At 43.3% G+C, this 24,609-nt stretch carries 20 protein-coding genes; 5 read left to right on the forward strand and 15 right to left on the reverse strand.

Annotation, left to right across the window (positions count from 1 at the left end; all coding sequences use genetic code 11):
- Nucleotides 1-24: 24 nt before the first annotated feature.
- From truC to DFP82_RS07070, 7 genes are all read right to left on the reverse strand, one after another.
- Entirely contained in the window at nt 25-792 is a 768-nt protein-coding gene (gene truC, locus DFP82_RS07040; RefSeq protein WP_110923102.1) for a tRNA pseudouridine(65) synthase TruC, read from the reverse strand.
- A gap of 59 nt (nt 793-851) precedes the next feature.
- Nucleotides 852-1,217 carry a glutaredoxin domain-containing protein gene (locus DFP82_RS07045; protein WP_110923022.1) on the reverse strand — a complete coding sequence of 122 codons (366 nt, stop codon included), beginning with the start codon at nt 1,215-1,217 and terminating at the stop codon, nt 852-854.
- 381 nt (nt 1,218-1,598) lie between these two features.
- Nucleotides 1,599-2,486 (reverse strand): SDR family NAD(P)-dependent oxidoreductase, encoded by an 888-nt coding sequence (locus DFP82_RS07050; protein WP_110923023.1) that lies wholly within the window; start codon nt 2,484-2,486, stop codon nt 1,599-1,601.
- A gap of 212 nt (nt 2,487-2,698) precedes the next feature.
- Nucleotides 2,699-3,730 (reverse strand): tRNA dihydrouridine synthase DusB, encoded by a 1,032-nt coding sequence (gene dusB, locus DFP82_RS07055; protein WP_110923024.1) that lies wholly within the window; start codon nt 3,728-3,730, stop codon nt 2,699-2,701.
- 119 nt (nt 3,731-3,849) lie between these two features.
- Nucleotides 3,850-5,895 (reverse strand): BCCT family transporter, encoded by a 2,046-nt coding sequence (locus DFP82_RS07060; RefSeq protein ID WP_110923025.1) that lies wholly within the window; start codon nt 5,893-5,895, stop codon nt 3,850-3,852.
- Nucleotides 5,896-6,312: 417 nt separating this feature from the next.
- Nucleotides 6,313-6,756 (reverse strand): HIT family protein, encoded by a 444-nt coding sequence (locus DFP82_RS07065; RefSeq protein WP_110923026.1) that lies wholly within the window; start codon nt 6,754-6,756, stop codon nt 6,313-6,315.
- Nucleotides 6,757-6,883: 127 nt separating this feature from the next.
- On the reverse strand, nt 6,884-7,903 hold the full coding sequence (locus DFP82_RS07070; RefSeq protein ID WP_110923027.1) for a hypothetical protein: 1,020 nt from the start codon (nt 7,901-7,903) through the stop codon (nt 6,884-6,886).
- Nucleotides 7,904-8,107: 204 nt separating this feature from the next.
- Here DFP82_RS07070 and DFP82_RS07075 point away from each other — a divergent pair, with 204 nt between their 5' ends.
- From DFP82_RS07075 to DFP82_RS07085, 3 genes are all read left to right on the forward strand, one after another.
- Nucleotides 8,108-8,884: a hypothetical protein gene (locus DFP82_RS07075; RefSeq protein WP_245905663.1), complete on the forward strand. Its 777-nt coding sequence runs from the start codon at nt 8,108-8,110 to the stop codon at nt 8,882-8,884.
- A 180-nt stretch (nt 8,885-9,064) separates the two neighbouring features.
- A complete protein-coding gene (gene ilvD / locus DFP82_RS07080) occupies nt 9,065-10,951 on the forward strand; it encodes a dihydroxy-acid dehydratase (RefSeq protein WP_110923028.1) in 1,887 nt (628 codons plus the stop codon).
- A gap of 217 nt (nt 10,952-11,168) precedes the next feature.
- Nucleotides 11,169-12,416, forward strand: coding sequence for a cation:proton antiporter (locus DFP82_RS07085; RefSeq protein ID WP_110923029.1), 1,248 nt, complete (start codon nt 11,169-11,171; stop codon nt 12,414-12,416).
- 17 nt (nt 12,417-12,433) lie between these two features.
- Here DFP82_RS07085 and DFP82_RS07090 read toward each other — a convergent pair whose 3' ends face one another.
- The 4 genes from DFP82_RS07090 to DFP82_RS07105 all read right to left on the reverse strand — a co-directional run bounded on the left by DFP82_RS07090 (nt 12,434) and on the right by DFP82_RS07105 (nt 17,344).
- Complete coding sequence (locus tag DFP82_RS07090; protein ID WP_110923030.1) at nt 12,434-13,831, reverse strand: serine hydrolase domain-containing protein; 1,398 nt, start codon at nt 13,829-13,831, stop codon at nt 12,434-12,436.
- A gap of 164 nt (nt 13,832-13,995) precedes the next feature.
- Entirely contained in the window at nt 13,996-14,595 is a 600-nt protein-coding gene (locus DFP82_RS07095) for a protein tyrosine phosphatase family protein (RefSeq protein WP_110923031.1), read from the reverse strand.
- 86 nt (nt 14,596-14,681) lie between these two features.
- On the reverse strand, nt 14,682-15,596 hold the full coding sequence (locus DFP82_RS07100) for a MaoC family dehydratase (RefSeq protein ID WP_110923032.1): 915 nt from the start codon (nt 15,594-15,596) through the stop codon (nt 14,682-14,684).
- A 347-nt stretch (nt 15,597-15,943) separates the two neighbouring features.
- On the reverse strand, nt 15,944-17,344 hold the full coding sequence (locus tag DFP82_RS07105; RefSeq protein WP_110923033.1) for a 3-oxoacyl-ACP reductase: 1,401 nt from the start codon (nt 17,342-17,344) through the stop codon (nt 15,944-15,946).
- A gap of 569 nt (nt 17,345-17,913) precedes the next feature.
- Here DFP82_RS07105 and DFP82_RS07110 point away from each other — a divergent pair.
- Nucleotides 17,914-19,458: an acetyl-CoA C-acetyltransferase gene (locus DFP82_RS07110; protein ID WP_110923034.1), complete on the forward strand. Its 1,545-nt coding sequence runs from the start codon at nt 17,914-17,916 to the stop codon at nt 19,456-19,458.
- A 184-nt stretch (nt 19,459-19,642) separates the two neighbouring features.
- A complete protein-coding gene (gene ppk2, locus DFP82_RS07115) occupies nt 19,643-20,722 on the forward strand; it encodes a polyphosphate kinase 2 (protein WP_245905664.1) in 1,080 nt (359 codons plus the stop codon).
- 137 nt (nt 20,723-20,859) lie between these two features.
- Here ppk2 and DFP82_RS07120 read toward each other — a convergent pair whose 3' ends face one another.
- From DFP82_RS07120 to lpxK, 4 genes are all read right to left on the reverse strand, one after another.
- Nucleotides 20,860-21,207 (reverse strand): PilZ domain-containing protein, encoded by a 348-nt coding sequence (locus DFP82_RS07120; protein WP_110923035.1) that lies wholly within the window; start codon nt 21,205-21,207, stop codon nt 20,860-20,862.
- A gap of 113 nt (nt 21,208-21,320) precedes the next feature.
- Complete coding sequence (locus tag DFP82_RS07125; protein ID WP_245905665.1) at nt 21,321-22,454, reverse strand: DNA polymerase III subunit delta'; 1,134 nt, start codon at nt 22,452-22,454, stop codon at nt 21,321-21,323.
- A gap of 94 nt (nt 22,455-22,548) precedes the next feature.
- Nucleotides 22,549-23,367 (reverse strand): 3-deoxy-manno-octulosonate cytidylyltransferase, encoded by an 819-nt coding sequence (gene kdsB, locus DFP82_RS07130; protein WP_110923036.1) that lies wholly within the window; start codon nt 23,365-23,367, stop codon nt 22,549-22,551.
- Between the two features lie 50 nt (nt 23,368-23,417).
- On the reverse strand, nt 23,418-24,554 hold the full coding sequence (gene lpxK, locus DFP82_RS07135; protein WP_110923037.1) for a tetraacyldisaccharide 4'-kinase: 1,137 nt from the start codon (nt 24,552-24,554) through the stop codon (nt 23,418-23,420).
- Between the last annotated feature and the right edge of the window lie 55 nt (nt 24,555-24,609).

Consider the following 24,609-nt stretch of genomic DNA (forward strand, 5'->3'; position numbering starts at 1 on the left):
AATAACCCCTCAACTTTATGTTGCTCAATCTTCAGCGCTACTTACCCAACCAAATTCTTCCATGATACGCATCCATTGATCGTCTAATCCTGCTTTTAGCAATAACGGCTCGCCAGTGACCGGATGGCTGAGCGCTAACGTTTGAGCATGCAGCAGCATGCGCGTACAGTCATATTGAGTACGGAAAAATCGTGTGTGACGTATATCACCGTGGCTGGTATCACCTACAATGTGATGGAATAAATGTCTCATGTGCCGACGCAGCTGGTGTTTACGCCCAGTCTCTGGTGTCAAGCGCATGAGACTATAACGGCTAGTGTCATGCTTTTTTGACACTGCAAACGGCAGCTCAATTTGTGCCAAACTCTGCCAATGAGTCACCGCCTCTTGAGCGGGTTTGTCCAAATTGGCAAACTTGTCAGCGATGGCATCAGGCTTAAAGCTCAACGCATAATCAACGCTGCCCTGCTCTGACATAAAGCCGCGCACCACGGCTAAATATTGCTTGGTCACTTCGTGTGCCGTAAACGCCTCAGTAAGGCTGCGCGCCACGGCTGGGCTCTTAGCAAACAACAACACACCTGATGTAGGCTTATCTAACCGATGCACTGGAAACACATGACAGCCGACTGCATCACGGGTAAGTTGCATAGCAAAGCGCGTCTCGCCTTTATCCAGCCAACTGCGATGCACCAGTAGACCAGCTTCTTTATTAATCGCTACTAGATGCTCATCTTCATAGATGATTTCTATTGGGTTAGCTTGGTTAGCGGTTTCGCTTTCGATATCCATGTTTTCAGTGCTCATACTTTAGCCGTTTTAACAGTTGTTGTTCGAGTTGAGGACACGCCCTAGCCAAAACGCTGTTGCAAGTAAGCATTGATATCATTAGATTCATACATCCATTGAACATCGTTGTTTTCTTGAATACGTAAACAAGGCACTTTTATTCGCCCACCATTTTCAGCCAGCTCATTGCGAAATTGTGCATTATTTTTTGCATCTCGAAGCTCAATAGGTACATTCAACTTATGAATTTGACGACGTACTTTTACGCAAAAAGGACAAGATTGAAATTGGTACAACGATAAACTTTCACCAGCCTTATTAACAAGAGCTTGATCTTCTTCAGTACGTTTCATAGCATTACCTTGAGTCATGACACTTATACCAGCAATAATTCGTCCTAGACCTTCTCGTAGCAATTTAACTAACATTCTTACCTCTTTGAATTATCTTATGTGAATTCTTTAACACTCAGAGAATGAGTGCTTAATGTGCATTTGTGTGGCTGTTAGGATTTTTCGGATGTGCAAAGCTTAATTGGTAATCTCGTTGAGCATAGAAGTCGAGATGATTAAATCATGGCAAACTCATTCTACTATACTCTCAACCGCATTGGTTAGCATCGTAAACGAGGCATCTATGCTGAGGTGCTAAAAACAAAAGCTTAAAGCATCTAATAGTCTCGTGGTTCTAGTCACTAGATAGCTAAAAAGCACCGCTGCTCTACCCAGTATTAATATCTCTTCAGGTACTAAAAAAGGATACCGCAGTATCCTCTTTGATCTTATATCAGAACCAATCAATCTGCTGTTTTAATGATACTCACCAGGAAGGATTCTGGCAAAAGCACGCTGGGCAAGGTTTAACTTCTTATCGGTAGTCATTCCAGCGCGGGTGCTTGGGAAAATACGATAACCTATCGATTGAATGCCAACGTTGATCGCTGGTGCCAATGAATAAGTAGCTGACGCAAACTTGCCCATATTACTGGCAATGCTATTTGGCTTATCGACGATAGCTCTTGCGACCATCAACGCGGCTTCATCAGGCATCAACGCAGGCATGTAGCGGTATAGCTTGGTTGGGGCAATCATAGGCGTACGAACCAATGGCATAAAGATATTGGTAATCGTCACATTGTCCCCTTTTACTTCAGCGGCTAAGCAGCGACTAAAAGCATCTAATGCCGACTTGGATGCGACATAAGCGGCAAAGCGCGGACTGTTTGCCAGTACACCAATCGAGGATATGTTGACAATTTGACCCGTCTGACGTTCAATCATCGTCGGCAAAAATCCAAGAACTATTTTAACGGCGCCAAAGTAATTGATATCCATCGTACGCTCAAAATCATGGAAACGATCGACCGATTCATGAACTGAACGACGAATCGAGCGACCAGCGTTATTCACCAAGACATCAACATGGCCAAAATCCATCAAAATTTGCTCACTAACTTTTTCAATAGCATCCATATCAGTCAAATCGCAAGGGTAATAATCAGCATTACCACCAAGCTCCTCGATACTTTCTTTAACGGCTTTCAGTTTGTCTTCAGTACGTGCCAATAGGATAACATGAGCACCGCATTCGCTAAGCAAAAAAGCCGTACGTTCGCCAATACCACTTGAAGCTCCTGTAATAATAATATTCCTACCTGTTACTGCTTTGGTTATCGCTTGTTTCGAGGGATTGGCCATAAAAATTCCTTTTTGTTTGTCCTATGCCTATGAACATCTCAATTATAGAATAGCAAGAAAGCATGGACTAAAGTGAATAAAACAGCCATCGCATCCAGATAATTTGACGACTTTGGGAATTCAAAAACTTATAATAGCGTGATTACTGCATTTGCGATTTCATCGATTCAATAACCCAATACTTCTGTGGCAGTAAACACTTGCGCTACTTATCACTCATGGGCTTTTAAAAAACTCTCTACAACGCGAAACTGACCAGCAGTACTCTCTTCACCATACATCGCTTGCCTAAAGGCGTTAGAGTTTGGAATACCCGTCGTATACCAAGCGATATGTTTGCGCGCGATACGGCATCCAGAATACTCACCATAAAAGCCATATAGCTCTTGTAAATGTGCCAATACAATCTCTTTGATTTCACTGACACTAGGTGCCTCTAGAGTCTCACCAGTTCGTAAGAAATGCCCAATATCACGAAATATCCATGGTTGACCTTGGGCGGCACGCCCTATCATCACGGCATCACAACCTGTCAGCTCATACACACGTTGGGCTTTTTGTGCGCTATCGATATCACCATTGGCGATGACTGGAATACTGATGCTTTCTTTAACTTCGCGTATCAGCTCATAGCGTGCTTCGCCCGTATACATATCCTCACGCGTACGCCCATGAATGGCAATCGCGGCAATGCCTGCTTGCTCTGCCCGCTTGGCCACTCGCAAGATATTTTCACGGCCATTTTCATAACCCAGTCGTGTCTTTAATGTCACAGGGGCATCGACTGCATTGACAGCTGCATCGAGCAAACGTGCAACCAAATCTTCATCTTGCAGCAACGCAGATCCTGCCAGCTTACGGCAAACTTTTTTGGCAGGGCAGCCCATATTAATATCGATAATCTGCGCACCATTATCAATTTGATAACGAGCAGCTTCAGCCAACTTATCCGGTTCCGCTCCTGCTATCTGCGCAGAAATAGGCGCAATTTCATTATCGAAATTGGCACGATAGAGTGATTTTTTGCGTGCATAAAGAGCAGTATCAGCGATAATCATCTCGCTGACTGCGTGACCTGCGCCAAATGACTTACACAGTCGGCGAAAAGGATTGTCTGTCACACCCGCCATAGGAGCCACCATCAGACGATTTTCAATCGTCAGACCACCGATAGTTAACGGCTGCAATAATGGATGATCAGACACTGGCAAAGACGAGGGTAAAACAGGAGAATCTATAGACATAAAAAAAACGGCTTGATCTGCAGAGAAAACAAGCCGTTATTCTAAGGAATCCTGCACTTATTGCAAGCTATTAACGTGAATAACTTGCATCGATAAACACTAATTCATCATCAAGCCGATTATTTATCAAACACACTGCCCTGCTCTAATGTAATGTCTTCATCGTGCTCTTGCATACGCCATGGTAGGCTATCTGGAGACACGTTTAAGAAGTGCAGATATTTTTCGAACTGGTCGATGATATCATTGATGACAGAGTCTGACTTATAACCATACAAATCATAGGTTTGACCGCCACGGCGCAGATATACTTCTGCACGGTGATGATGCTCTTGTGGCAAATCATTGGCCATTTTTTCAGTGTAATAATCAGGGGCATCATGCTCTGACAAGCGCACTTCATACCAAAACTCAACATCGTCACCGCGCTGTAATTCAAGTATCGCGCGATTATTAATAGCATCATAATTTACAGAGGGCTTCCAACCTGTTTCAGCGAACTTCTCTGAAACCTCAGTCATCGATGGCATCACCACGTTTTTAATATAGCTTAAGACTTTGTCACGTGTAGGCTGATCGGTGATGTAATCAATACGATCGCGCCATGCTGATGAATTTAATAGATGCGGTGGTAGCTTGCTATTATTATCCAAACTTTGGTTACGATGACCTTCGATACGTAACGCACGCCACATCCCAAACATCGCAATCAACATAATAACGGCAAATGGCAAGGCACTCACAATAGCAGCTGTTTGCAAGGCTTCTAGTCCACCAGCCAATAGCAGTGCTGACGCGACCGCACCTTCCGTCACGACCCAAAACGTCCGCTGCCACCATGGTGTATCACTACGGCCACCAGCCGCTAGCGCATCAATGACCAATGAGCCAGAATCCGATGAGGTCACAAAAAAGGTAATAATCAATAGAACTGTTAGTGAAGAGACGAATTGAGTAAATGGTAAGTTCTCTAATAGTTTAAACAAAGCAATCGCTTGATTGTTTTGCACGTCACCAATTAGTGAATTATAGCCATCAATCATAATCATATTCAGTGCAGTGTCACCAAATACGGCAAACCAAAAGAAAGTAAAGAAAGTCGGTACTAACATCACCCCTAACACGAACTCACGAATCGTACGACCACGGCTAATTTTGGCGATAAACAAGCCAACAAACGGCGCCCACGCAATCGTCCATGCAAAGATAAACAGCGTCCAGTTACCAATCCAGTCATTATGCTCATAAGCTTGCAGACTAAAGGTACGCTCAACAATATTACCCAAGTAGCTACCTGTATTTTCCATAAAGGCGTTAAGGATAAATATCGTCGGCCCCACAATGAATACAAATAGCATCAAGGCGGTTGCCAATAGCATATTCAAGATAGACAGTCGCTTGACGCCTTTATCCATACCTGCCAGCACTGATGCCAGTGCAGCAGCGGTAATCACTGCAATGGCAATGACCTGAACCCCTGTGCTAACAGGAACCAGATCTGGCATGAGATAATTCAGACCCGCGTTGATTTGCGATACCGATAGCCCCAAACTGGTCGCGATACCAAACATGGTACCGACAATCGCAAACACATCGACTGCATGACCGATAGGGCCATGTATCTTATCGCCGATCAAAGGATATAACGTGGAGCGCATCGACAGCGGCAAGCCATGGCGAAAGGAGAAATATGCCAGCGATAAACCTACTACTGCATAAATTGCCCAAATGTGAAAACCCCAATGGAAGTAAGCAATTTGCATCGCTTCTTTTGCAGCGGCAATGGTCTCTGGCGCAGACATAGGCGGACTGGCAAAATGCATGACAGGCTCTGCAACACCAAAGAAGAGCAGCGCAATCCCGTAGCCTGCCGAAAACAGCATGGCAAACCACTCTAGGAACTTATACTCAGCCTCTGCATGATCAGGCCCAAGCTTAATCCCGCCATAAGGCGAAAAGGCCAATGCGATAATAAATAATAAAAACAATGCTACTGCCAGCATATAAAACCAACCAAACGTTTCGGTGGTAAAATTCAGCACATCACTGAACAGCGCTCCCGCTGCATCAGGATTGATAGCCGTACCAACCACCAATAACAGCATAATAATCGCTGCTGGTACAAACACTGGCAGTAAAATAGTCGAACGAGGTAATTTACTCATAAAAAATAATGTCCTCAAAATGAATCAAACGAACGTAGATAGGTATGATTTTTATCACACTCCTTTCAGAAACCCTAGGTAAGCACTGGATTCGTAACATTACTTCAAAGATTGTTACATGACTATTACCAAGCAATAAAAAAAGGCAGCTTGTTAGCTACCTTTTTATTGATATAGACCTATTCGAGATTTATAACTGCCGTCTCAAGCGAGATTAATGTTTCTAGGGCGTGTCTTCATTTCAAAAATGGTGACAAAAATGAGATAAATTGCCGTCAAACAAGAAAAATAGCGCAGATAATATCGGGATATTAACCAGCTATTTGACGATGTTTGGCAAGATCTAGCCATTTTTAGCCCATTTAGATGACTATCGAGTGCATTGAAGACACGCCCTAATCTCTGATTATATTTTATTTATTCAGCATCAATCACCGCTGCCAACTGCTTAGCCAAATTGGCCAACTGCTCTTGATCAGCCATCACAGCGGCATGGCGACCCAGCTCATGAATACTGCTAGGAATCAAATGTATATGATAATGAAACACTGTCTGCCCTGCCTGCGCACCATTTAATTGCATTTGAATAATTCCTTCTCGCTCAAATACTTGGCGCTGGGCTTGCATGACTTTCTTAGACGTCATTAACACCGCAGCAGCATATTCAGGCTCCAGATCCGCCAAATCAACGGCCTTCTGTTTTGGTATGACCAATACATGGCCTTCTGCTTGCGGCATGATATCCATAAAGGCGAGCGATTTATCATCTTCATACACTTTATGATAGGGAATATCACCGTTTAGCATTTTGGCAAAAATGTTGTTGTCATCATAAGTAGTTTGTTGATTCAATTCAGTCATTATTTTTCCTTTGATTACATGATTATTAGATACTTCATTATATTTATAATGGTGCTGATCACTTTTTATATAGTGGACGAAATCCAAACTGAGTACAAGCCAACAATGTGAGATCAAGATTATTAAATCAATTATAACTGGCTTTATTAACGAGCTTTAAAAAAACACTTTTCCAAAAAACGAGCCAGCCATAAAAAAACCGGATACCAAAAACGATAAATATATATAAACCGTTGATATATAAATTCTCGAACCATGCTTCTTGATCTATCAGACCTAATGTGAACCAGTTTGCATTGGTTAAAAAACCTAACGTGCCAATAGTCATAAAAAATCCAAAGATAAGTGACCAAGCACAACTACGTAAAAAAGACATGACACTATGAATATTTCTGGGATCAATCTGCTGCATTCCCAGCCATTTCAGCGGCTTCCACAATACGATCGACAATGCCGCTAAGATAGGAATAAACATCATCACTCGAATAAAGTGGTAAAACATTGCGGCATCACCAAATGGAGAAGCCAAAAATGCCCATTCATCTCCAAAATATTCTTTCAGTATCTTTTCTTGTCCATTGTAATCACCAAATGACAAACTAAAGAGCTTCCTATTTTCGTTAAGTGGTGGTAGCGTCAAGTTATTATGTATCCAACCAATGCAGGCATTGACCCAGTCAGGCTGCCATACTAGGCTCAGATCTCTTATCCAGCAGCGGATATACAATATATCGAAGAGTATGAATGCAAATAAAAATGCCAGTGATAGCGTTTCTAGTCGGTTAGGTGGCAACTTGCCATTGCTAGTAATCTGCTTATGTACCTGCTCTCTTTGCTCAATATCCTCTATGCTGTCTAGCGTTTCATACACTTTGGCAGTGGCTTGAAACAGGTACGCATTTTTGCCTTTTATCAGCCGATACCAAAACTTAGGAACACTTAAGGCCACACATAAGAGCAAGAACCATACTGAGTTGAGGATTAGGTTTTGAATATCGTTGAATACTGGTATGCGTATACCAATAGAAAACAAACCAACGAAAAACCAAAATAGGCATATGAGTAAATAAAAGAAGAGATACTCTTCATAGAGACGGTCTGATGTCATCCATTCTTGGATAGATTCGTTATCGGAAAGGGTTTTCATTAATTATTCTATCTATATACTTATCTAAAAATTCGGTTATATTCTACATTCTTTTAACAAACAAAATACGACTAGTTCATAATTGACTATTTACCCAATGATATTCTTTTATCAGCATAAATCACTTCCTCAGATCACCAATTTATTGGCGGGGCACACCCTTAAAATGTTATATTAACCCTCTATTTTAATAACATGATGTTTATGGACTCGCCTACCTTGACGACTCAATCAGATGACAATCACGCTCATTCCATACTTAATGATACGCCATCAATCTCTGTATCCGATGACACAGTGTCTGCGAACGATGCGGAGCAAGCAAACGCTAGTAATAGTCCGCAAACCCTTGCACCTAATACTATTATTTTAGCAGATGCCTTAACGGATAAAACAATCGCTTGGCGGATTCATAATTGTAAAATCAGTAAAAAAACAGTCACTCAAGACCTTCCGCTGCCCTTTCTATATCATTACGACAGTTTAGACGATGTGATTAAACAGACGCATCCACTCACACCTGCGCTACTGGCTAAATTCAATATACCCATGACGGCTCATGAAGCCGCTCAATTCATTGGTATTAGTGAAGCGCTATTGAGTAGCCCGTGGCATGTCAAAGTCATTGGCTCATTGGTTGTCTTTAGTGAGACTCTGCAACTAGCAGTACGTCTACATTGGACCAACTCAGGCAAAGAGACGCAGCAAATCTATACCAAGGAAGCCGCAGACGCGATTACCGCAGCTTTTAAAGACTGGCAGTTTTTTGGCCGAGTGGATGTGCTCTATAAAAACACTCAGCAGGCACTGGTCAGTATCGACGAACAAGCACCAACCAACGATCAGATTATGAACATCGATGTGAGTAGCGACTATCAGCTTTTGCCGTCGACTCATGCGTTAGCGATTATCGCCAAACTGGATGCAGATAAAGTTGAGCTGCCGTGGTTTGAGACGGCGATATTAGAGCGTCTTGAATAGCACTTTTTTGATCCATCATTTATCATAAGCAACGAATTGTTTTTAGGTATTCATAGCTAATGGTATGGTAACAACCTAGAATTATTCACTAGTCCTCACGCATCATAAAAAGCACACTATCAATATCACAGCTGAGGCTGCACATTTTCACAAACCTCGCCTATTTGTAAGGAATATCACATGGATTATCGCTCAAAAACCTCTACTGGTGGTCGTAATATGGCAGGCGCTCGCGCATTATGGCGTGCAACTGGCATGACTGACGGCGACTTTGGCAAGCCAATTATTGCCATTGCCAACTCATTTACCCAGTTTGTACCTGGTCACGTGCATCTAAAAGATCTTGGACAACTGGTCGCACGTGAGATTGAGCAAGCAGGTGGCGTTGCCAAAGAATTCAACACTATTGCGGTCGATGATGGTATTGCGATGGGTCATAGCGGTATGTTGTACTCGCTACCAAGTCGCGACCTAATTGCCGACTCTGTCGAGTACATGGTCAATGCTCACTGCGCGGATGCGCTAGTGTGTATTTCTAACTGCGATAAAATCACGCCGGGTATGTTGATGGCTGCTATGCGCCTTAATATCCCAGTGGTATTTATTTCAGGTGGCCCAATGGAAGCGGGCAAGATTTTAGCCAGTACCGTTGGTAAGAGCCACAATACTGATAGCAGTGACAGCAGCGCAGTTCGTAAACTGGATCTTGTTGATGCAATGATGGATGCCGCTGATGACAGCATTAGTGATGAAGATGTAGCCGCTATCGAAGCCTCAGCGTGTCCAACTTGTGGTTCATGCTCTGGTATGTTTACTGCTAACTCAATGAACTGCTTGACCGAAGCTTTAGGCTTGGCATTACCGGGTAATGGCTCTCTACTTGCTACTCACTCACTACGTCGCGAGCTATTCTTAGAGGCAGGTCGCACCATTGTGTCATTGGCCAAACGTCGCTATGAGCAAGATGATGATTCAGTGTTACCGCGCTCAATCGCTAGCAAAGCGGCTTTTGAAAATGCAATGACCTTGGATATCGCCATGGGCGGCTCGACCAATACTATTTTGCATCTGTTAGCGGCTGCTAATGAAGCAGAAATCGACTTTAAAATGCATGATATTGACCGTCTAAGTCGTGGTGTGCCTTGTCTTGCAAAAGTTGCACCTGCCTCACAAAAATACCATATGGAAGATGTGCATCGTGCTGGCGGTGTCTTTGCGTTATTGGCTGAGCTTGATCGTGCTGGATTACTGAGCACTGACGTACCAACCATTCATAGTCCAACGATGAAAGAAGCGATTGATAAGTGGGATATCATGAACGCTGATAACCTTGAGGCGCGTGCACGATTCCTTGCAGCGCCTGGTGGCGTACGTACCACTGAAGCGTTTTCACAATCAAAAGAATGGTCAAATTTAGACGTTAACCGCGAGTCTGGTTGTATCCGTAGTGCCCAACATGCCTATTCTACAGATGGTGGCTTGGCCGTACTGTATGGCAATATCGCCGAGCGTGGCTGTGTGGTTAAAACCGCAGGCGTTGACGAAAGTATCTTAGTATTTACTGGTCGCGCGCGTCTATTTGAGTCACAAGATGATGCCGTCGCTGCGGTATTGGCTGATGATATCGTTGCCGGTGATGTGGTCATTATCCGCTATGAAGGCCCTAAAGGCGGCCCAGGTATGCAAGAAATGCTGTACCCAACGACTTACCTAAAGTCAAAAGGCTTAGGCAAAGAGTGCGCCCTACTCACCGATGGTCGCTTCTCTGGTGGTACATCAGGCCTATCAATCGGTCACGCCAGCCCTGAAGCAGCCGAAGGTGGTGCCATCGGTCTGGTTGAAGAAGGCGATACCATCCATATCGACATCCCAAATCGTACCATCAACATGCAAGTTAGTGATGCCGACTTGGCCGCTCGCCGAGACGCGATGGAAGCACGCGGGCGCGATGCATGGAAGCCTGTGAGCCGTGATCGTCATGTGACCCCTGCGCTACGTGCCTATGCTGCTATGACGACCAGTGCCGATACTGGTGCTGTCCGTGATGTGAGCCAAGTAGAACGCTAGAACGTGCAGACTGTGTTTTAAGGTAAATAAATTATCTTAAAACACATCAATCTAAAGACCCATGAAAAGCCTGCATATCTTATGCAGGCTTTTTTTCACCAAAAAACAACGTAGCAGACGTTTTAATAACGATTTTTTGCGGTAATTGATTTTTTTTGGCGTCATGATAAGGGTTATCAAAACTGCCCCCTTAAAAACCACGACGTGCCTACTCCTTATGATCGAAAACTATAATTTATTCTTATTAATTTGCGGTGTCGCTTTTTTATTAGGAGCGTTGTTTCCTATTATGTTTAAGCGCACACCCATCTCTCTGCCTATGCTACAGGTCAGTTTTGGTCTAATTATGGGCTATTGGTGGACGACCCTATCATTTTTAGATCCGATGGATAACGGTTTAATCATCGAAAAATTAACCGAAATTGTGGTGCTCGTATCATTGGTAGGCGCTGGTATTAAGATTGATACCAAGCTGTCTTGGCGATTGTGGAGGCCGACAGTACGCCTATTACTGATTACCATGCCGATTGGTATCTTTGCGATGGCCATTTTGGGATATTATGCGTTTGGTTTGAGCCTTGGAGCAGCTATTTTGCTAGGGGCTGTGCTAGCCCCAACCGATCCGGTATTGGCATCTAGCATTCAGGTAGGGCCGCCTAATACAGGCGGCGAAGACACACCGCGCTTTACCCTTACCTCAGAGGCAGGACTTAACGATGGACTGGCTTTCCCTTTCGTTTATTTGGCAATAAAAATAGCAGAAGTATTTAGTGAAGGTAATAGCTTTACTAGTGAGATGCTTTGGTCGTGGTTTACCCATGATGTACTGTGGAAAATTGGCGCAGGTTTGGTCGTTGGCATCGTTGTTGGTAAAGTCATGGCAAAGCTGGTATTTTCGAAATATAGCCAAGACACTACTATTTCTCAAGGCTATGTGGTCATCGCCCTGACACTTGTAGCATATGGATTAGCAGAGTTTGTACATAGTTATGGTTTTATCGCTGTCTTTATTGCGGCATTTGCCTTCCGGCGTTCAGAGCATGAGCACAGCTACCATCACAAACTCCATGATTTCGCAGAGCAATCCGAAGGTTTGCTTATGTCGCTCGTACTGGTTATGTTTGGCATTTTTCTAGGTCAAGGATTACAGTCAGGTGTGGAGCTGACGTGGCGTGTTTACATCGTCAGCTTCACCTTCTTATTATTGATACGTCCTATTGGTGGGTTTATCGCTTTATCAGGGCTAAATCTTCCTCGCACTGAAAAATACGCTATCTCAGCATTAGGTATCCGTGGTATTGGTACGTTGTATTATTTATCTTATGCGCTGAACCAAGGGTTCTTCGGTGATGAAGACGCACTCAAGTTATGGATTGTCTGCTCAATTGTTATTCTAGCCTCAATCTTCATTCATGGCTTGAGTGCAACTAGGCTACTTAAAATGACACCGAATAAGCCTCATTGAACTTATCAATAAGGTTTTTAAAGCGCTGCATCAATCATACTCAACACAGATTCCGTTAGCACAAACTGACGGATATCATTGAGCATCGTTGCATCAAAATTATGGACAAAGGCAAGTGATAACTGGCGCTCAGGGTCACACCAAGCTACTGAACCGTTGTAGCCCATGTGCCCAAATCCTTGCTTGCTTACATCAGCTGTTTCATTGGCTTCGTTTTGACAAATATCAAACCGGCGGTGATAACCCAAGCGCCAATGCATCGCTGCTGGCATGACAGCATCTAGTCCTGAGACTTGTGGTGTGGATAGCTGCTCAAAGGTTGTACTATCAATAAGCGTCTGTCCTTGCCACTCGCCGCCACTGGCAAGCATGGCATAAATGGTTGCCAATGCCTGAGCTGAAGCGACACCATTGGCTGCTGGAATGACTGCCTGTAGTGTCTCACGACTATGATAATCGATCGCTTGTTTTCCAACTGGTATGAGCGCTGCCTTATAATTTTTTAGATTGAGCTTGCTCGTGTCAAAGTACAAACGATTAATATAAGCCGTGTCCAACACAGGTAAGCTGGTTTGCTCATCAGCTTGACCAATATCTGCCGATTTCATATTCGCTAATGCTTGTTGCTGCCAACATGAGTAACTAGGCAGGTTTTCGTAAGCATGCAAGACACTTTGTGAATCTACTTTTAAGGTTGGTTTTTGACGTTTACTACGCAGTTGTGAGTTGTCTTCATTTGATGACTCAAAATCTTTGGCTAGCTTTGCCACTTGGTTAACTTTGCTTGTTGGTACGCCAAAATAACAGCTATCAGCAATACCTAAAGGCTCAGTAAGATAACGGTGCAGCGCTTCAGCTAAAGACAGTTCAGTAACGGTTTCTATGACACCGCCCAATACCCAACCATAAACTAAAGCACTATAGGCGCTGTCATATAGCTCGGCATGGTCTGGTGCGGTGATCGGCATTTCAGCAACTGTCTTGATCATGTATTCCCAATCAAGTAAGGCTTCACTGTCTACCTCGATACTTTGAATAGAAAATAAATTGGCTTGGTGTGACATCACATTGCGTAGCGTCAGCTCACCTTTACCCTGTGCCGCAAATGCTGGCCAATATTGTGCAATAGGTGTGTCATAATCAAGCATCTGCTGCGAAACCAATACATGCACCAGTGTCGCCAATATACCTTTACCTGTTGAAAAGTTTATCGCTAAAGTGTCAGGCTGCCATGACATGTCCAAACGTGCCAAGCCCGTACTTACCTGAGCAATACACTTGCCAGCCTGATAGACAACCACCGCACCACCTGCTGGCGCATCATCAAGCTGTAAGTCGGTGAGCAGTTGCTGTAGGTGCTGCTGAAGCTGTGTATTAATCTGATTATTATGATTGGTTTTATTATTATCGGTCATAGTTTTCCTGCTCTGTTTTGTAGAATAGCTAAGTATGAAAAACCTTAGCGCTTAATATGATACCAATCCCAAAAAGTACGATTAGCGGTTTAAACTTGTTTTTATTTACTCAAAAAAAAGGCCACCTATCGGTCGCCTTTTTACTCGTCAAACGTGCTTATACTTTAACGTGGTACCAATAGACGATTATGAACTTCTTCGGCAAGCTTAGTCAAACCATGACTGCGCCCACGTTCCATAGCAGTATCCATCTTACGCCCACGCAACCAACCTGCACGCAGGGCAATTGCCGCGCCAACTCTGTTACCAGTTCCGCAATGTACGGCGATTTTTTTGCCATGATTTTGGCGTAATATGTTGTCAAACGCCAATATTTTCAGCTGTTTTAAATCCGCCGCGCCGCCAATAGGCAGATGCTCATAGTGCATACCTGCCTGCTCGATCGCTGATGATTCATCAAAACTCAATTCATCATCAGGCTGCAAATTAATCACTAGCTCGACACCCGCTTGCGCTAAAGCTACTACCTTTTCGTCATCGAGTGCACCGCATACAATGGTGTTATCATCAGGACGAAAATAAGGCTCAAAAATGGCAGCTAAATCGACACCATTATCAGGAGCCTCTTGGTCAGGTGTGACGTTTGTAGTCTCAGCCTCATTGTTAACAACGTCGTTATTAGCAACGTCGTTGTTAGCGACATCGTCATTGGCAGCTGAATTATCAAGTTGTTCTGGGCTTGTTGCTTCCGTATGTGCAGTCATAAGTATAAAGTTGTTCGTTAAGTTTGCTATTGAAATAGTTGTTAGTTAAACAGCAGCCATGTTACTGACTTCTATGCTAGCTTTTGTTAACTATCACTCTGTAATTTAACCGTACCTGCCAAATGCGGCTTGTCATTCTTAGAGCTATATAAGCCAAACTCACAAGTGCCATCTGCGCTCTCAAGCTGCGCTACCGGATCAGCAATGAGTTCGACTTCTGCTGGCAAAAAGATAGGCAGTTTGAACGATACATCAACGGTACAAGCGTCTGGCAACTCATCCATCATGGCAAGACACTTAGCCTTTGACCACATACCATGGGCGATGGCTTTAGGGAAGCCAAAAGCGCGTGCAGATAATGGATGTAAGTGGATAAGGTTAAAGTCACCTGATACAAAGGCATAACGACGACCGATATCTTCTGGTACTTCAAAGATACTGTGTACACCTTTTGGATTGACTGACGGTTTGACCACGACTGGACGCGGTGTGCTTTTTTTATCTTTACTACGGCTTGGTTGTTTGCTACGTGACAGATAAGTCGACGTACCTTCCCAAATCACCTTGTCCTCTGATTTTACCGTTGTCACAAAATCAAACTGCTGACCTTGAGCATGGTCACGCAAATTATCAAAGGTGACAGACATAGCGACCGTTTCATGCTCACCAATTGGACGATACTGGGTCACACTGTTATCGACGTGTACCAGCCCTAGCATAGCAAATGGGAACGGCTCTTTGACCATCATGTTCATTTGCAGCGTTTGAGACAGCACCGAAAAATACGTAATCGGGATATTGCCATTATCAGCAAAGCCACAAATTTTACGATAATCGTTTAAGTTACCCTGATCGATGTGCAGATCGTCCACATAATAGGTCGATTGCGGCAATTGATCTCTACTAACTTTACCATTATTGACGATAGGCAATAAACTTTTGACGATATTGGCGTAGGTCGTATGCGCTTTTGGCAGCGCATCATAATGCTTGTCTGACATAATAAATCCTAAGTGGGGCTTGAGCAAATTTTCTTGGTGCATACAGAGATGCTATAAAGTCGTTCGTTAAGGCTTACCAGTAAACAGTATCTTAAGCGCTATACTCAATCCAAAGTATAAGTAATCTACGTGATTTTTAATACAGGTTACAAGCACTTATTATAACGAAACATGATTTGGCTGATGGTTTCTGTGTTTTTATCATAAAAAAGCCACCCTCGGGCAGCTTTATTACGATTTATCAGCAATTTTTTCGTAAGCATATGTGAGGTAAATAATAAATAATGCACTATATTATATATTTACTATAGGCTTAATCATTACTTCTGTCTACTTAGAAATAGGTGTTAGGCCCCTAGTAAGCTCTGACCACAAACACGAACAACGTTACCGTTCAAACCACCAGAAGCAGGTGATGCAAACCATGCGATGGTCTCAGCAACATCTACTGGCAAGCCGCCTTGGCTCATTGAGTTCATGCGACGACCGGCTTCACGAATAGCAAATGGAATCGCTTCCGTCATTTGAGTTTCGATAAACCCTGGTGCCACTGCATTGATGGTCATGCCTTTAGCATTGTCTTCTAGTTGCTTAGCAGTCGCATCAACCAGACCGATAACACCTGCTTTCGAGGTGGCATAGTTGGTTTGACCCATGTTGCCTGCAATACCTGAGATAGATGATACACATACGATACGTGCATTTTCTTTTAGCACGTCATTGTCTAGTAAGTAACAATTTAGCCTAGCAATACTGCCTAGGTTGATATCGATAACCATGTCCCATTTTTTCTCATCCATGTTTGCCAATGTCTTATCACGTGTGACACCAGCATTATGGATAATAGAATCTAGACCGCCACGCTTTTGTGCTGCTTCAGCGATTTCTTTGCCTGCGTCATCACTAGTGATGTCAACGGTCACGACAGAACCACTGATTTCACTCGCGACTTTTTGTAGATCAGCTTGCTGCTGCGGTACATCGAGACAGATAATGTGAGCGCCTTCACGAGCCAACACACGAGCGATTGCTTCGCCGATACCGCGACTTGCGCCAGTCACTAGCATGGTTTTGCCACCTAGAGGCTGCGTCCAATCTACTTCGACTGACTCGCCTTTGCTAACGCGGACAACTTGTCCTGAGACATACGCTGAACGAGCTGAGGTGAAGAATCGTAACGTCGAATCTAGATTTTGCTCTGCACCTTCTTCAACATAAATAAGCTGTGCCGTAACACCGCGCTTAAATTCTTTACCAACAGACTTTACAAAGCCCTCAAGTGAGCGCTGAGCCATTGCTGCTTCGATGTCAGTAATGTTTTCTGGTGTACGACCAACGATAATGACTCGACCAGATTTGTCGACACGGCGAGCAACAGCATGGAAGAATTCATACACTTCTTTGAGCTGCTCGGCATTGACGATATTACTGGCATCAAACAATAGAACTTTGAATTTGTCATCGCCACCGGTATTGGCTTTTGCTTCGATGCTCGCATCAGCTAATTCGTCTTTGATATCGTCGCTGCTATTTACATAAACATCAGCATGTACGTCTGACAAAATACGTGAGATCGATGCGCTAACGCTTTTATCCTCGCCCTTAGCACGACCAACCAACACACTACCGCGTACTAAATTCTCACCACTCTCGAAACGATCAAGAGTCACTGGTAATGGCAAACCCAAATTTTTGGCCACTTTTTTGCCAAGAGAAGACTGAACAAAATCACCGTAACGGTCTGACATAATATAATCCTTATAAAAATGATTAAAATAAAAAATGCAATGTGCTTATCATATAGACTCGGCAACATTATAATTATTGATATTTAGTAAGTGCGTACAAAACTGGCCTAACTATACACTGCCATCATAAACAAGTCCAAAAACTGACAATGTCCACAAAAATCTGTAAACAAGCAAGTACACAAGACGGCCGCTTTTTCTAGATTTAAAAACCATAACATTATGCTAAAATCAGACCTATAAGTTATGGTAAATAGAATTATCGATAACAATATATTATCAAAACAGCTTTTATGCAATGTTAATAGTCAATACCAGCCAGTCTAAGAAAGTTATATTATTAACTGTTTTCAAAGCCAGTATCAACCTTATATATAAGTGTCACATAGTTTGCTAAAGATATACAGTAAGGTCGTAAAAACGCTTTATCCTAAACAGCCATAACGCATAATAAATGATAATATTTACCTCTTATCTATTTTGAATCTCTTAACTGTATTTTTTAATTCAATTGAATTTTTTATTATTACCCTCTCTTTCTTCTACCCATATTTTTTAAGGATAATATTATGAGTAATAAAAACAACCACCCTGATAGCCCTGTTATCGAAAGCACTGTTGTAAAAGCCAGTGATACAAAAAATGAAAACTCACAAGCAACCTCTACTGACAGCACTAAAAAAGAAACAGCTGTCAAAAAAACTGTAAGTGCTTCGACTAAAGAAGCTGAAACGGTTGAGGACAAAAAAGCAACTGAGGATAAAACAGCAACGACTGCTATCAAGACCTCTTCCGCTGCTGCTAAAAAGACCAGCAAAGCGAAGCCTGCCTCAAATCTAAACCGAGTGGCTATTCTAGGGGGCAACCGTATCCCGTTTGCTCGCTCAAACGGCTCATACGCTGATGTCAGCAACACAGACATGCTAACGGCCGCTTTAGATGGTTTGGTTGAACGCTATAATCTACAAGGCGAAATCGTAGGTGAAGTGGTGGCTGGTGCTGTGATGAAACTGAGCCGCGATATCAACTTGACTCGTGAGGCCGCGTTAAATACTGCACTCAACCCACATACCCCAACTTATGATATTTCACAAGCTTGTGGTACTGGCTTACAAGCGACCTTTGCTTCTGCCAACAAAATCGCACTGGGTCTTATCGATTCAGCAATTACTGGCGGTGTTGATACCACTTCTGACGCGCCTATCGCAGTTGGCGATGGCCTACGTAAAGTACTTATCAAATTGGGTGCCGCAAAAGACAACAAACAACGCCTGAAAGCATTGATGGGTCTAAATCCAAAAGACCTAATCGATTCACCACAAAACGGTGAGCCACGCACTGGTCTGTCAATGGGTGATCATCAAGCGATCACAGCACTTGAGTGGAATGTCAGCCGCGAAGCGCAAGATGAGCTGGCTTTTAATAGCCATCAAAATCTAGCACGTGCTTATGATGAAGGTTTCTTTGACGACTTAATCACGCCGTATAAAGGTTTGACTCGTGACAACAACTTGCGCCCAGACACAACCTTAGAAAAACTGGCTAAACTCAGACCTGTATTTGGTAAAAAGAATGCCAATCCAACGATGACAGCAGCCAACTCTACCCCACTAACTGATGGTGCCTCTTGTGTACTATTAGGTACTGATGAATGGGCAAAAGAACATGGTCTTAAGCCATTGGCTTATATCGTCCATCAAGAAACCGCTGCCGTTGACTTCATCGGCAAATCAGGCACGACTGAAGGTTTGCTAATGGCGCCTGCGTATGCCGTCCCGCGTATGCTTGAACGTGCTGGCCTAACACTACAAGATTTTGATTTTTATGAAATCCATGAGGCCTTTGCGTCACAAGTATTATCAACACTAGCCGCTTGGGAAGATGAAAGCTTCTGTTCAGAGCGTTTAGGACTTGATGCGCCGCTAGGGGCTATCGACCGTACTAAGCTAAACGTTAACGGCTCATCATTAGCAGCAGGTCATCCATTTGCTGCCACTGGTGGTCGTATCTTAGCAACTGCTGCTAAATTACTAGATCAGAAAGGCTCAGGCCGTGCACTTATCTCTATCTGCGCAGCAGGTGGTCAAGGTGTGACTTGTATTCTAGAAAAATAATCTGGATTACATTTAGTTTAAAAAAAAAGATACGCTGACCTATTATTTTAATCAGCATCTGTCTGTCAAAAATGCCCTTTAAGTTAATTAAAGGGCATTTTTTATTGCCTATAGTTTGTTATTATAAAAGCGAACCAGGAGTAGTATCTTACAAAATCCAATATGCCAACCAAAGGTAATATTTATGGGTAAGACAAAATATTTATTAGAAAAGCTAAGGGAAGTCATTTTTGGTTCTGAAAAATTTGTGATGTCAGAACCACGTACAACGACTGATTTTGAATCTTTAGCAACTAAAAAGCAGATAGATCAATACAATCGAGAACAAGCTATTCTTTCAGAGCGTATCGAAAAAGAAGTTCTGGATGATGAGTTGCGTCGAAAAATGCATCAAGATTTAATCGATACCTATGATGAAGAGTTAGAAAATGAAATAGATGACTGTGCACGTGATTTTCGTTTTGATGGACGCGAGATGAGCGAGCAAGAAAAGCTAGACCGTCGTACGTACTTTCATGAATTGGTCCGACTACAGCGAGAGCTTATAAAGCTACAAGATTGGGTCGTTGATCGCGGTGAGCGCATCGTCGTCATCTTTGAAGGGCGTGATTCTGCTGGTAAAGGTGGTGCCATTAAGCGTATTACTCAGCGTTTAAACCCTAGAGTATGCCGTGTTGCCGCATTACCTGCTCCCACGGAACGCGAGCAGACGCAGTGGTATTTTCAGCGCTATGTCGCCCACTTACCAGCAGCTGGTGAAATTGTACTGTTTGACCGTAGTTGGTATAACCGAGGCGGTGTTGAGCACGTGATGGGCTTCTGTACAGAAGCACAGTATGAAGAGTTTTTTCAATCAGTACCTGAGTTTGAGCGTATGCTCGTACGCTCAGGTATTCGCCTCGTAAAATACTGGTTTTCTATTACCGATGACGAGCAACATGCGCGATTTATGAGCCGGATATATGATCCACTTAAGCAGTGGAAACTCTCACCGATGGATTTACAGTCGCGCCGACGTTGGGAAGATTACACCAAAGCCAAAGAAACCATGTTTGAGCGCACTCATATTCCTGAAGCGCCGTGGTGGGTAGTAGAAGGCAACAATAAGAAACGTGCTAGGCTGAACTGTATTGCCCATTTACTCGAACAAATCCCTTATAAAGAAGTGCCACGTGACGAGGTGGAATTACCCAATCGAAAACGCGATGATGAATATTACCGTGAACCTATCCCAAACGACATGTATGTGCCACCGCGCTATTAGAACACTCTCACATTCCGCCAGTTTTTTATATTTTTGCTAAAAAGCAGCCTTATATCGAGTATAAGGCTGCTTTTTTATAGCGGCATTTGTTCAAAACTAATTATCGTAATGGATAAAAATATTGATAGTTATACAGACTACATCGTATAAGTCGCCTGCAAACCATCTACTTTACCAGCCAATAGTCGCTCAACTTCGTTTTTGATTCGTTGACCAGAAATATCCGTACCAATCTGCACGGCAAAACCTGCTGGACGACCACCTTGTGTTTTAGAGTTTATCCAAACCACCTTACCGTTCATAGGTAAACGCTCGCTAGAGTTCGGTAAGGTAACTGCGATAAACACTTCATCACCTAGCTGTTGATCTTGAGTCGAAGGTACAAACAATGCCCCATTACTCACAAAGGATAAGTAGCTAGCATATAGCATTTCGATATTTTCAATATGGCAGGTTAATACCCCACCGCGTCCTGGCATCGCCATAGTTAGCTTCCTTTATTAATTGGGTTAAATGTGTTTTTATGAGTGACTAACGGTATGTAGAGCAAAGCATTGAGTCAATTACCAAACGATAATAAAATGCCATAAAAATTGCTTTATAAGTATGCCAGTTCTTGCATTAGCTTATCATAGGCAAATTTTTCTTGCACATTTTGTTGTAGTGCAATTTTGGTTTGTTGCAAGCTATTAGCAAATGCTTCCAACCCACTATCAGTCGGTTGATAAGCCTCTAGCAATGCTGATAAGTTGATATCTTTTTGTAGCTCATCCAGCCCTAGACAAACACGGCGTATATCGAGCAGCATCAGCTCAGACAGTTGGATAAACTCTACGATGTTAAGCTGATTTTGCCAATAATCACTGGCTGCGATACTGCTACGTTTACCACTACGTAACGCTTGCCACGTCGTCAACCACAGTGCACGCTTGCTATACCAAGGCGCTTGTGCCAGTGCTATCGCCGCTAAAGGCGCGCCATTGGCCAGCTGAATAAGTTGATGAATGGCAGCGGTACTGACTGCTTCACGATTGATGGTATGCCCCAGCTCACCTGTTACATAGTCAACAGCTATTGCAGGCTCAATCGTTTGTAATGCCAACTGTTGTACACGACTTTTAATGGTTGGTAGCAACTGGGCAGGCGTATCACTGATCAAAAATAGATGCACTTGTGCTTGTGGCTCTTCTAAAGTTTTTAGTAGGGCATTGGCTGCAGCAATGGTCATTTTCTCAGCATGGTCTAACACGCAAATCCGCATTCCTTGTCCACCTTGATAAATAAAAGGTTGTAAGGCGCGGATATCATCTACCTTGGTCTTAAGAATAGTACTACTAGCAGTTTTGCTAGATTTTTTATCTTTGGCAGTGCTGCCTGATTTTTCTTTATTATCAGCATGCTCTGCACTGATAGGCATACTGACCAGTGGCAGTACTTGCAAGCTCGGATGGGTGCCTGATCTCAGCCATTGACAGCTCTCACACGTGCCACAAGCACCTATTGGATGACTGTCACGGCTGCGACATAGCAACCAAGCGACCAGTCGCCATACAAAAGCACGCTTGCCCATACCCTGCATACCTGCTGCTAGTAGCGCATGAGGTAAAGACTGCTGCTGCAATACTCGCTCTGTCAGTTGTGACCATAACGACTGCTGCCATGGCAATAAGGGCGCAAAATAAATGCCGTCGTTGATATCTGCTGTACCCATATTTCCCGTTGCGTCATTCATAGCTGTCGCCCTATAACATTGCTCGATTATTCAGGATATAGCGCGTTGATAACGCTTTAAATAAAAGATATAAATTTTTAATTGGGTTATTAATCTATAGACTACCGATAGGATTTAAAAAGTCAGCTAGACTCATATCATTTAAACGATCTAAGTCTTCTTGCGTATCGACACCTGCTGGTAAATGACAAGCGGCGGCAGCAATCGCGATATGACCACCGTTTTCTAACACACGTAATTGCTCTAAGCTTTCTAGCATTTCGAGCGGCGTCTGTGGCCAATGTACAAACTGCTGTAAGAGACGCACACGATAAGCATATAAGCCCAAGTGACGATACGCATTTTTCGGTGGTTGTCTTTGATTATCCTCAGCCAACACGACATCACGATCGCAAGGAATGGGCGCGCGACTAAAATAAAGCGCTCGCTGTAAATCATTGGATTGTTGACTGACCACTTTTACTACTGATGGGCGCATAAAAGTCTCATAGTCATCGATAGGCTCACATAAAGTGGCCATCACGCTATCATTGTCTGCGACCAGAAGTGCTTTTACCTGCTCTAATAATAGCGGCGGTACCAACGGCTCATCGCCTTGCATATTGACCACGATATCATGGTCTGCCCAACCTTTTATGGCAGCCACTTCTGCTAAACGATCTGTGCCTGAGGCATGATCAGGGCTAGTCATTACGACATCGAATCCTGCATCCGTGCATACCTTAGCGATATCTGCATCATCAGTTGCAATGCACATATCATCTGCAAAGTGTGCTGTCTGAGCTTTTTCAGCCACCCAAAGAATCATCGGCTTACCATGTATCTGTAGTAATGGTTTACCAGGTAGTCGTGTGCTTTTAAAGCGAGCAGGAATAACAATATGAGTTTTGGCAGGTGTGGTGACTGATAGCATGGTTTTTCCTATAAAATTTTGCGGCAATGTAGAATATTAGCGGTTATCTATTACGTAGTCTTTATACTGATATCAGGATCAGACTGAATACCTAGTGTCTTGAGTTGCTCGTCTAGATTGTCATAACAACTATCAGAAAGTACGGCTGTCACTGGTAACACCCATAGTCTACTTGCCAGCTCCTCATACTCATAACTCAGTGCTTGCTTACCTGTATATTCGACTAGCAATGCTCTAATTTTCACTGCATCTTTACTGGTTATGACTATAGGATCATCGCGATACTGCAGGAGCTCAGCCAAGCTAAAATCATAATGGTCAGGATAAGGATGACCTATGACATGAAAGCCTAGTGAACTTAGGGTATCGAAGAACCGCTGCGGATAACCGATCCCACTGACGGCGTATACCTGACTACCCTTTTCAGGCATGTCAATTTTCACTTTGGAGTCAGTAGCTCTAGCATCAGTTAATTTAAGTTGACACAGGCGCTGCAACTTGTCAGGCATCAAGTGCATAGTCAAACGATTGGCTAGAGGCAAATTGTCTTTATTATTATAAATGGCTTCTGTCTCTAACTTTTCATGATAAATGACATTTGCGCCTTCTAATCGTGACATTGGCTCACGTAAAAAGCCAGTGGGTAGTAGTTGCTTGTTGCCAAAACCTCTTGCCGAATCGACGACAATCCACTCAATATCACGTTGCAATGCATAATGCTGCAAACCGTCATCTGCAATAATTAACTGTAAATCTGGATAAGCATCTAATAAGGTGGTCACTGCTTGCTGACGATTGGGGCAAACCGCCATCGCGGCACCTGTCATGCTGACGATTAAACATGGCTCATCGCCAACTACATTAGGTAAGCTATCCACATTAACCAATGCTGGCATCTGGCTGGCATCACCACCATAACCACGACTAATGACACCTACCTTGACGCCTTGATCTTGCAAATAATTAACCAAAGCAATAATCAATGGTGTCTTACCGCTACCACCGACACTGATATTTCCGATTACCATGATGGGAATGGGCGCACGATAACTTGATAGCAAACCAATTTTATAAGCTTGACGGCGGAGCATGGTAATGAGTCCGTACAACCAGCTAATGGGTAGTAATAGCCACAACCAAAGAGCCTGGCGTTGCCATGCACGTGTCACTGTCGTTTCAATGCTCATGTTTATTGACTACTTATTCTATAAATTCAGTGCCGCTTTATCATAAAACGTATAT

The organism is Psychrobacter fozii, assembly GCF_003217155.1.
GTDB classification, from domain to species: domain Bacteria; phylum Pseudomonadota; class Gammaproteobacteria; order Pseudomonadales; family Moraxellaceae; genus Psychrobacter; species Psychrobacter fozii.

Excerpts from the sequence above, each read along its gene's own strand:
- truC (WP_110923102.1), bottom strand. The coding sequence starts at position 792 with ATGGATATCGAAAGCGAAACCGCTAACCAAGCTAACCCAATAGAAATC.
- DFP82_RS07045 (WP_110923022.1), bottom strand. The coding sequence starts at position 1,217 with ATGTTAGTTAAATTGCTACGAGAAGGTCTAGGACGAATTATTGCTGGT.
- DFP82_RS07050 (WP_110923023.1), bottom strand. The coding sequence starts at position 2,486 with ATGGCCAATCCCTCGAAACAAGCGATAACCAAAGCAGTAACAGGTAGG.
- dusB (WP_110923024.1), bottom strand. The coding sequence starts at position 3,730 with ATGTCTATAGATTCTCCTGTTTTACCCTCGTCTTTGCCAGTGTCTGAT.
- DFP82_RS07060 (WP_110923025.1), bottom strand. The coding sequence starts at position 5,895 with ATGAGTAAATTACCTCGTTCGACTATTTTACTGCCAGTGTTTGTACCA.
- DFP82_RS07065 (WP_110923026.1), bottom strand. The coding sequence starts at position 6,756 with ATGACTGAATTGAATCAACAAACTACTTATGATGACAACAACATTTTT.
- DFP82_RS07070 (WP_110923027.1), bottom strand. The coding sequence starts at position 7,903 with ATGAAAACCCTTTCCGATAACGAATCTATCCAAGAATGGATGACATCA.
- DFP82_RS07075 (WP_245905663.1), top strand. The coding sequence starts at position 8,108 with ATGGACTCGCCTACCTTGACGACTCAATCAGATGACAATCACGCTCAT.
- ilvD (WP_110923028.1), top strand. The coding sequence starts at position 9,065 with ATGGATTATCGCTCAAAAACCTCTACTGGTGGTCGTAATATGGCAGGC.
- DFP82_RS07085 (WP_110923029.1), top strand. The coding sequence starts at position 11,169 with ATGATCGAAAACTATAATTTATTCTTATTAATTTGCGGTGTCGCTTTT.
- DFP82_RS07090 (WP_110923030.1), bottom strand. The coding sequence starts at position 13,831 with ATGACCGATAATAATAAAACCAATCATAATAATCAGATTAATACACAG.
- DFP82_RS07095 (WP_110923031.1), bottom strand. The coding sequence starts at position 14,595 with ATGACTGCACATACGGAAGCAACAAGCCCAGAACAACTTGATAATTCA.
- DFP82_RS07100 (WP_110923032.1), bottom strand. The coding sequence starts at position 15,596 with ATGTCAGACAAGCATTATGATGCGCTGCCAAAAGCGCATACGACCTAC.
- DFP82_RS07105 (WP_110923033.1), bottom strand. The coding sequence starts at position 17,344 with ATGTCAGACCGTTACGGTGATTTTGTTCAGTCTTCTCTTGGCAAAAAA.
- DFP82_RS07110 (WP_110923034.1), top strand. The coding sequence starts at position 17,914 with ATGAGTAATAAAAACAACCACCCTGATAGCCCTGTTATCGAAAGCACT.
- ppk2 (WP_245905664.1), top strand. The coding sequence starts at position 19,643 with ATGGGTAAGACAAAATATTTATTAGAAAAGCTAAGGGAAGTCATTTTT.
- DFP82_RS07120 (WP_110923035.1), bottom strand. The coding sequence starts at position 21,207 with ATGGCGATGCCAGGACGCGGTGGGGTATTAACCTGCCATATTGAAAAT.
- DFP82_RS07125 (WP_245905665.1), bottom strand. The coding sequence starts at position 22,454 with ATGAATGACGCAACGGGAAATATGGGTACAGCAGATATCAACGACGGC.
- kdsB (WP_110923036.1), bottom strand. The coding sequence starts at position 23,367 with ATGCTATCAGTCACCACACCTGCCAAAACTCATATTGTTATTCCTGCT.
- lpxK (WP_110923037.1), bottom strand. The coding sequence starts at position 24,554 with ATGAGCATTGAAACGACAGTGACACGTGCATGGCAACGCCAGGCTCTT.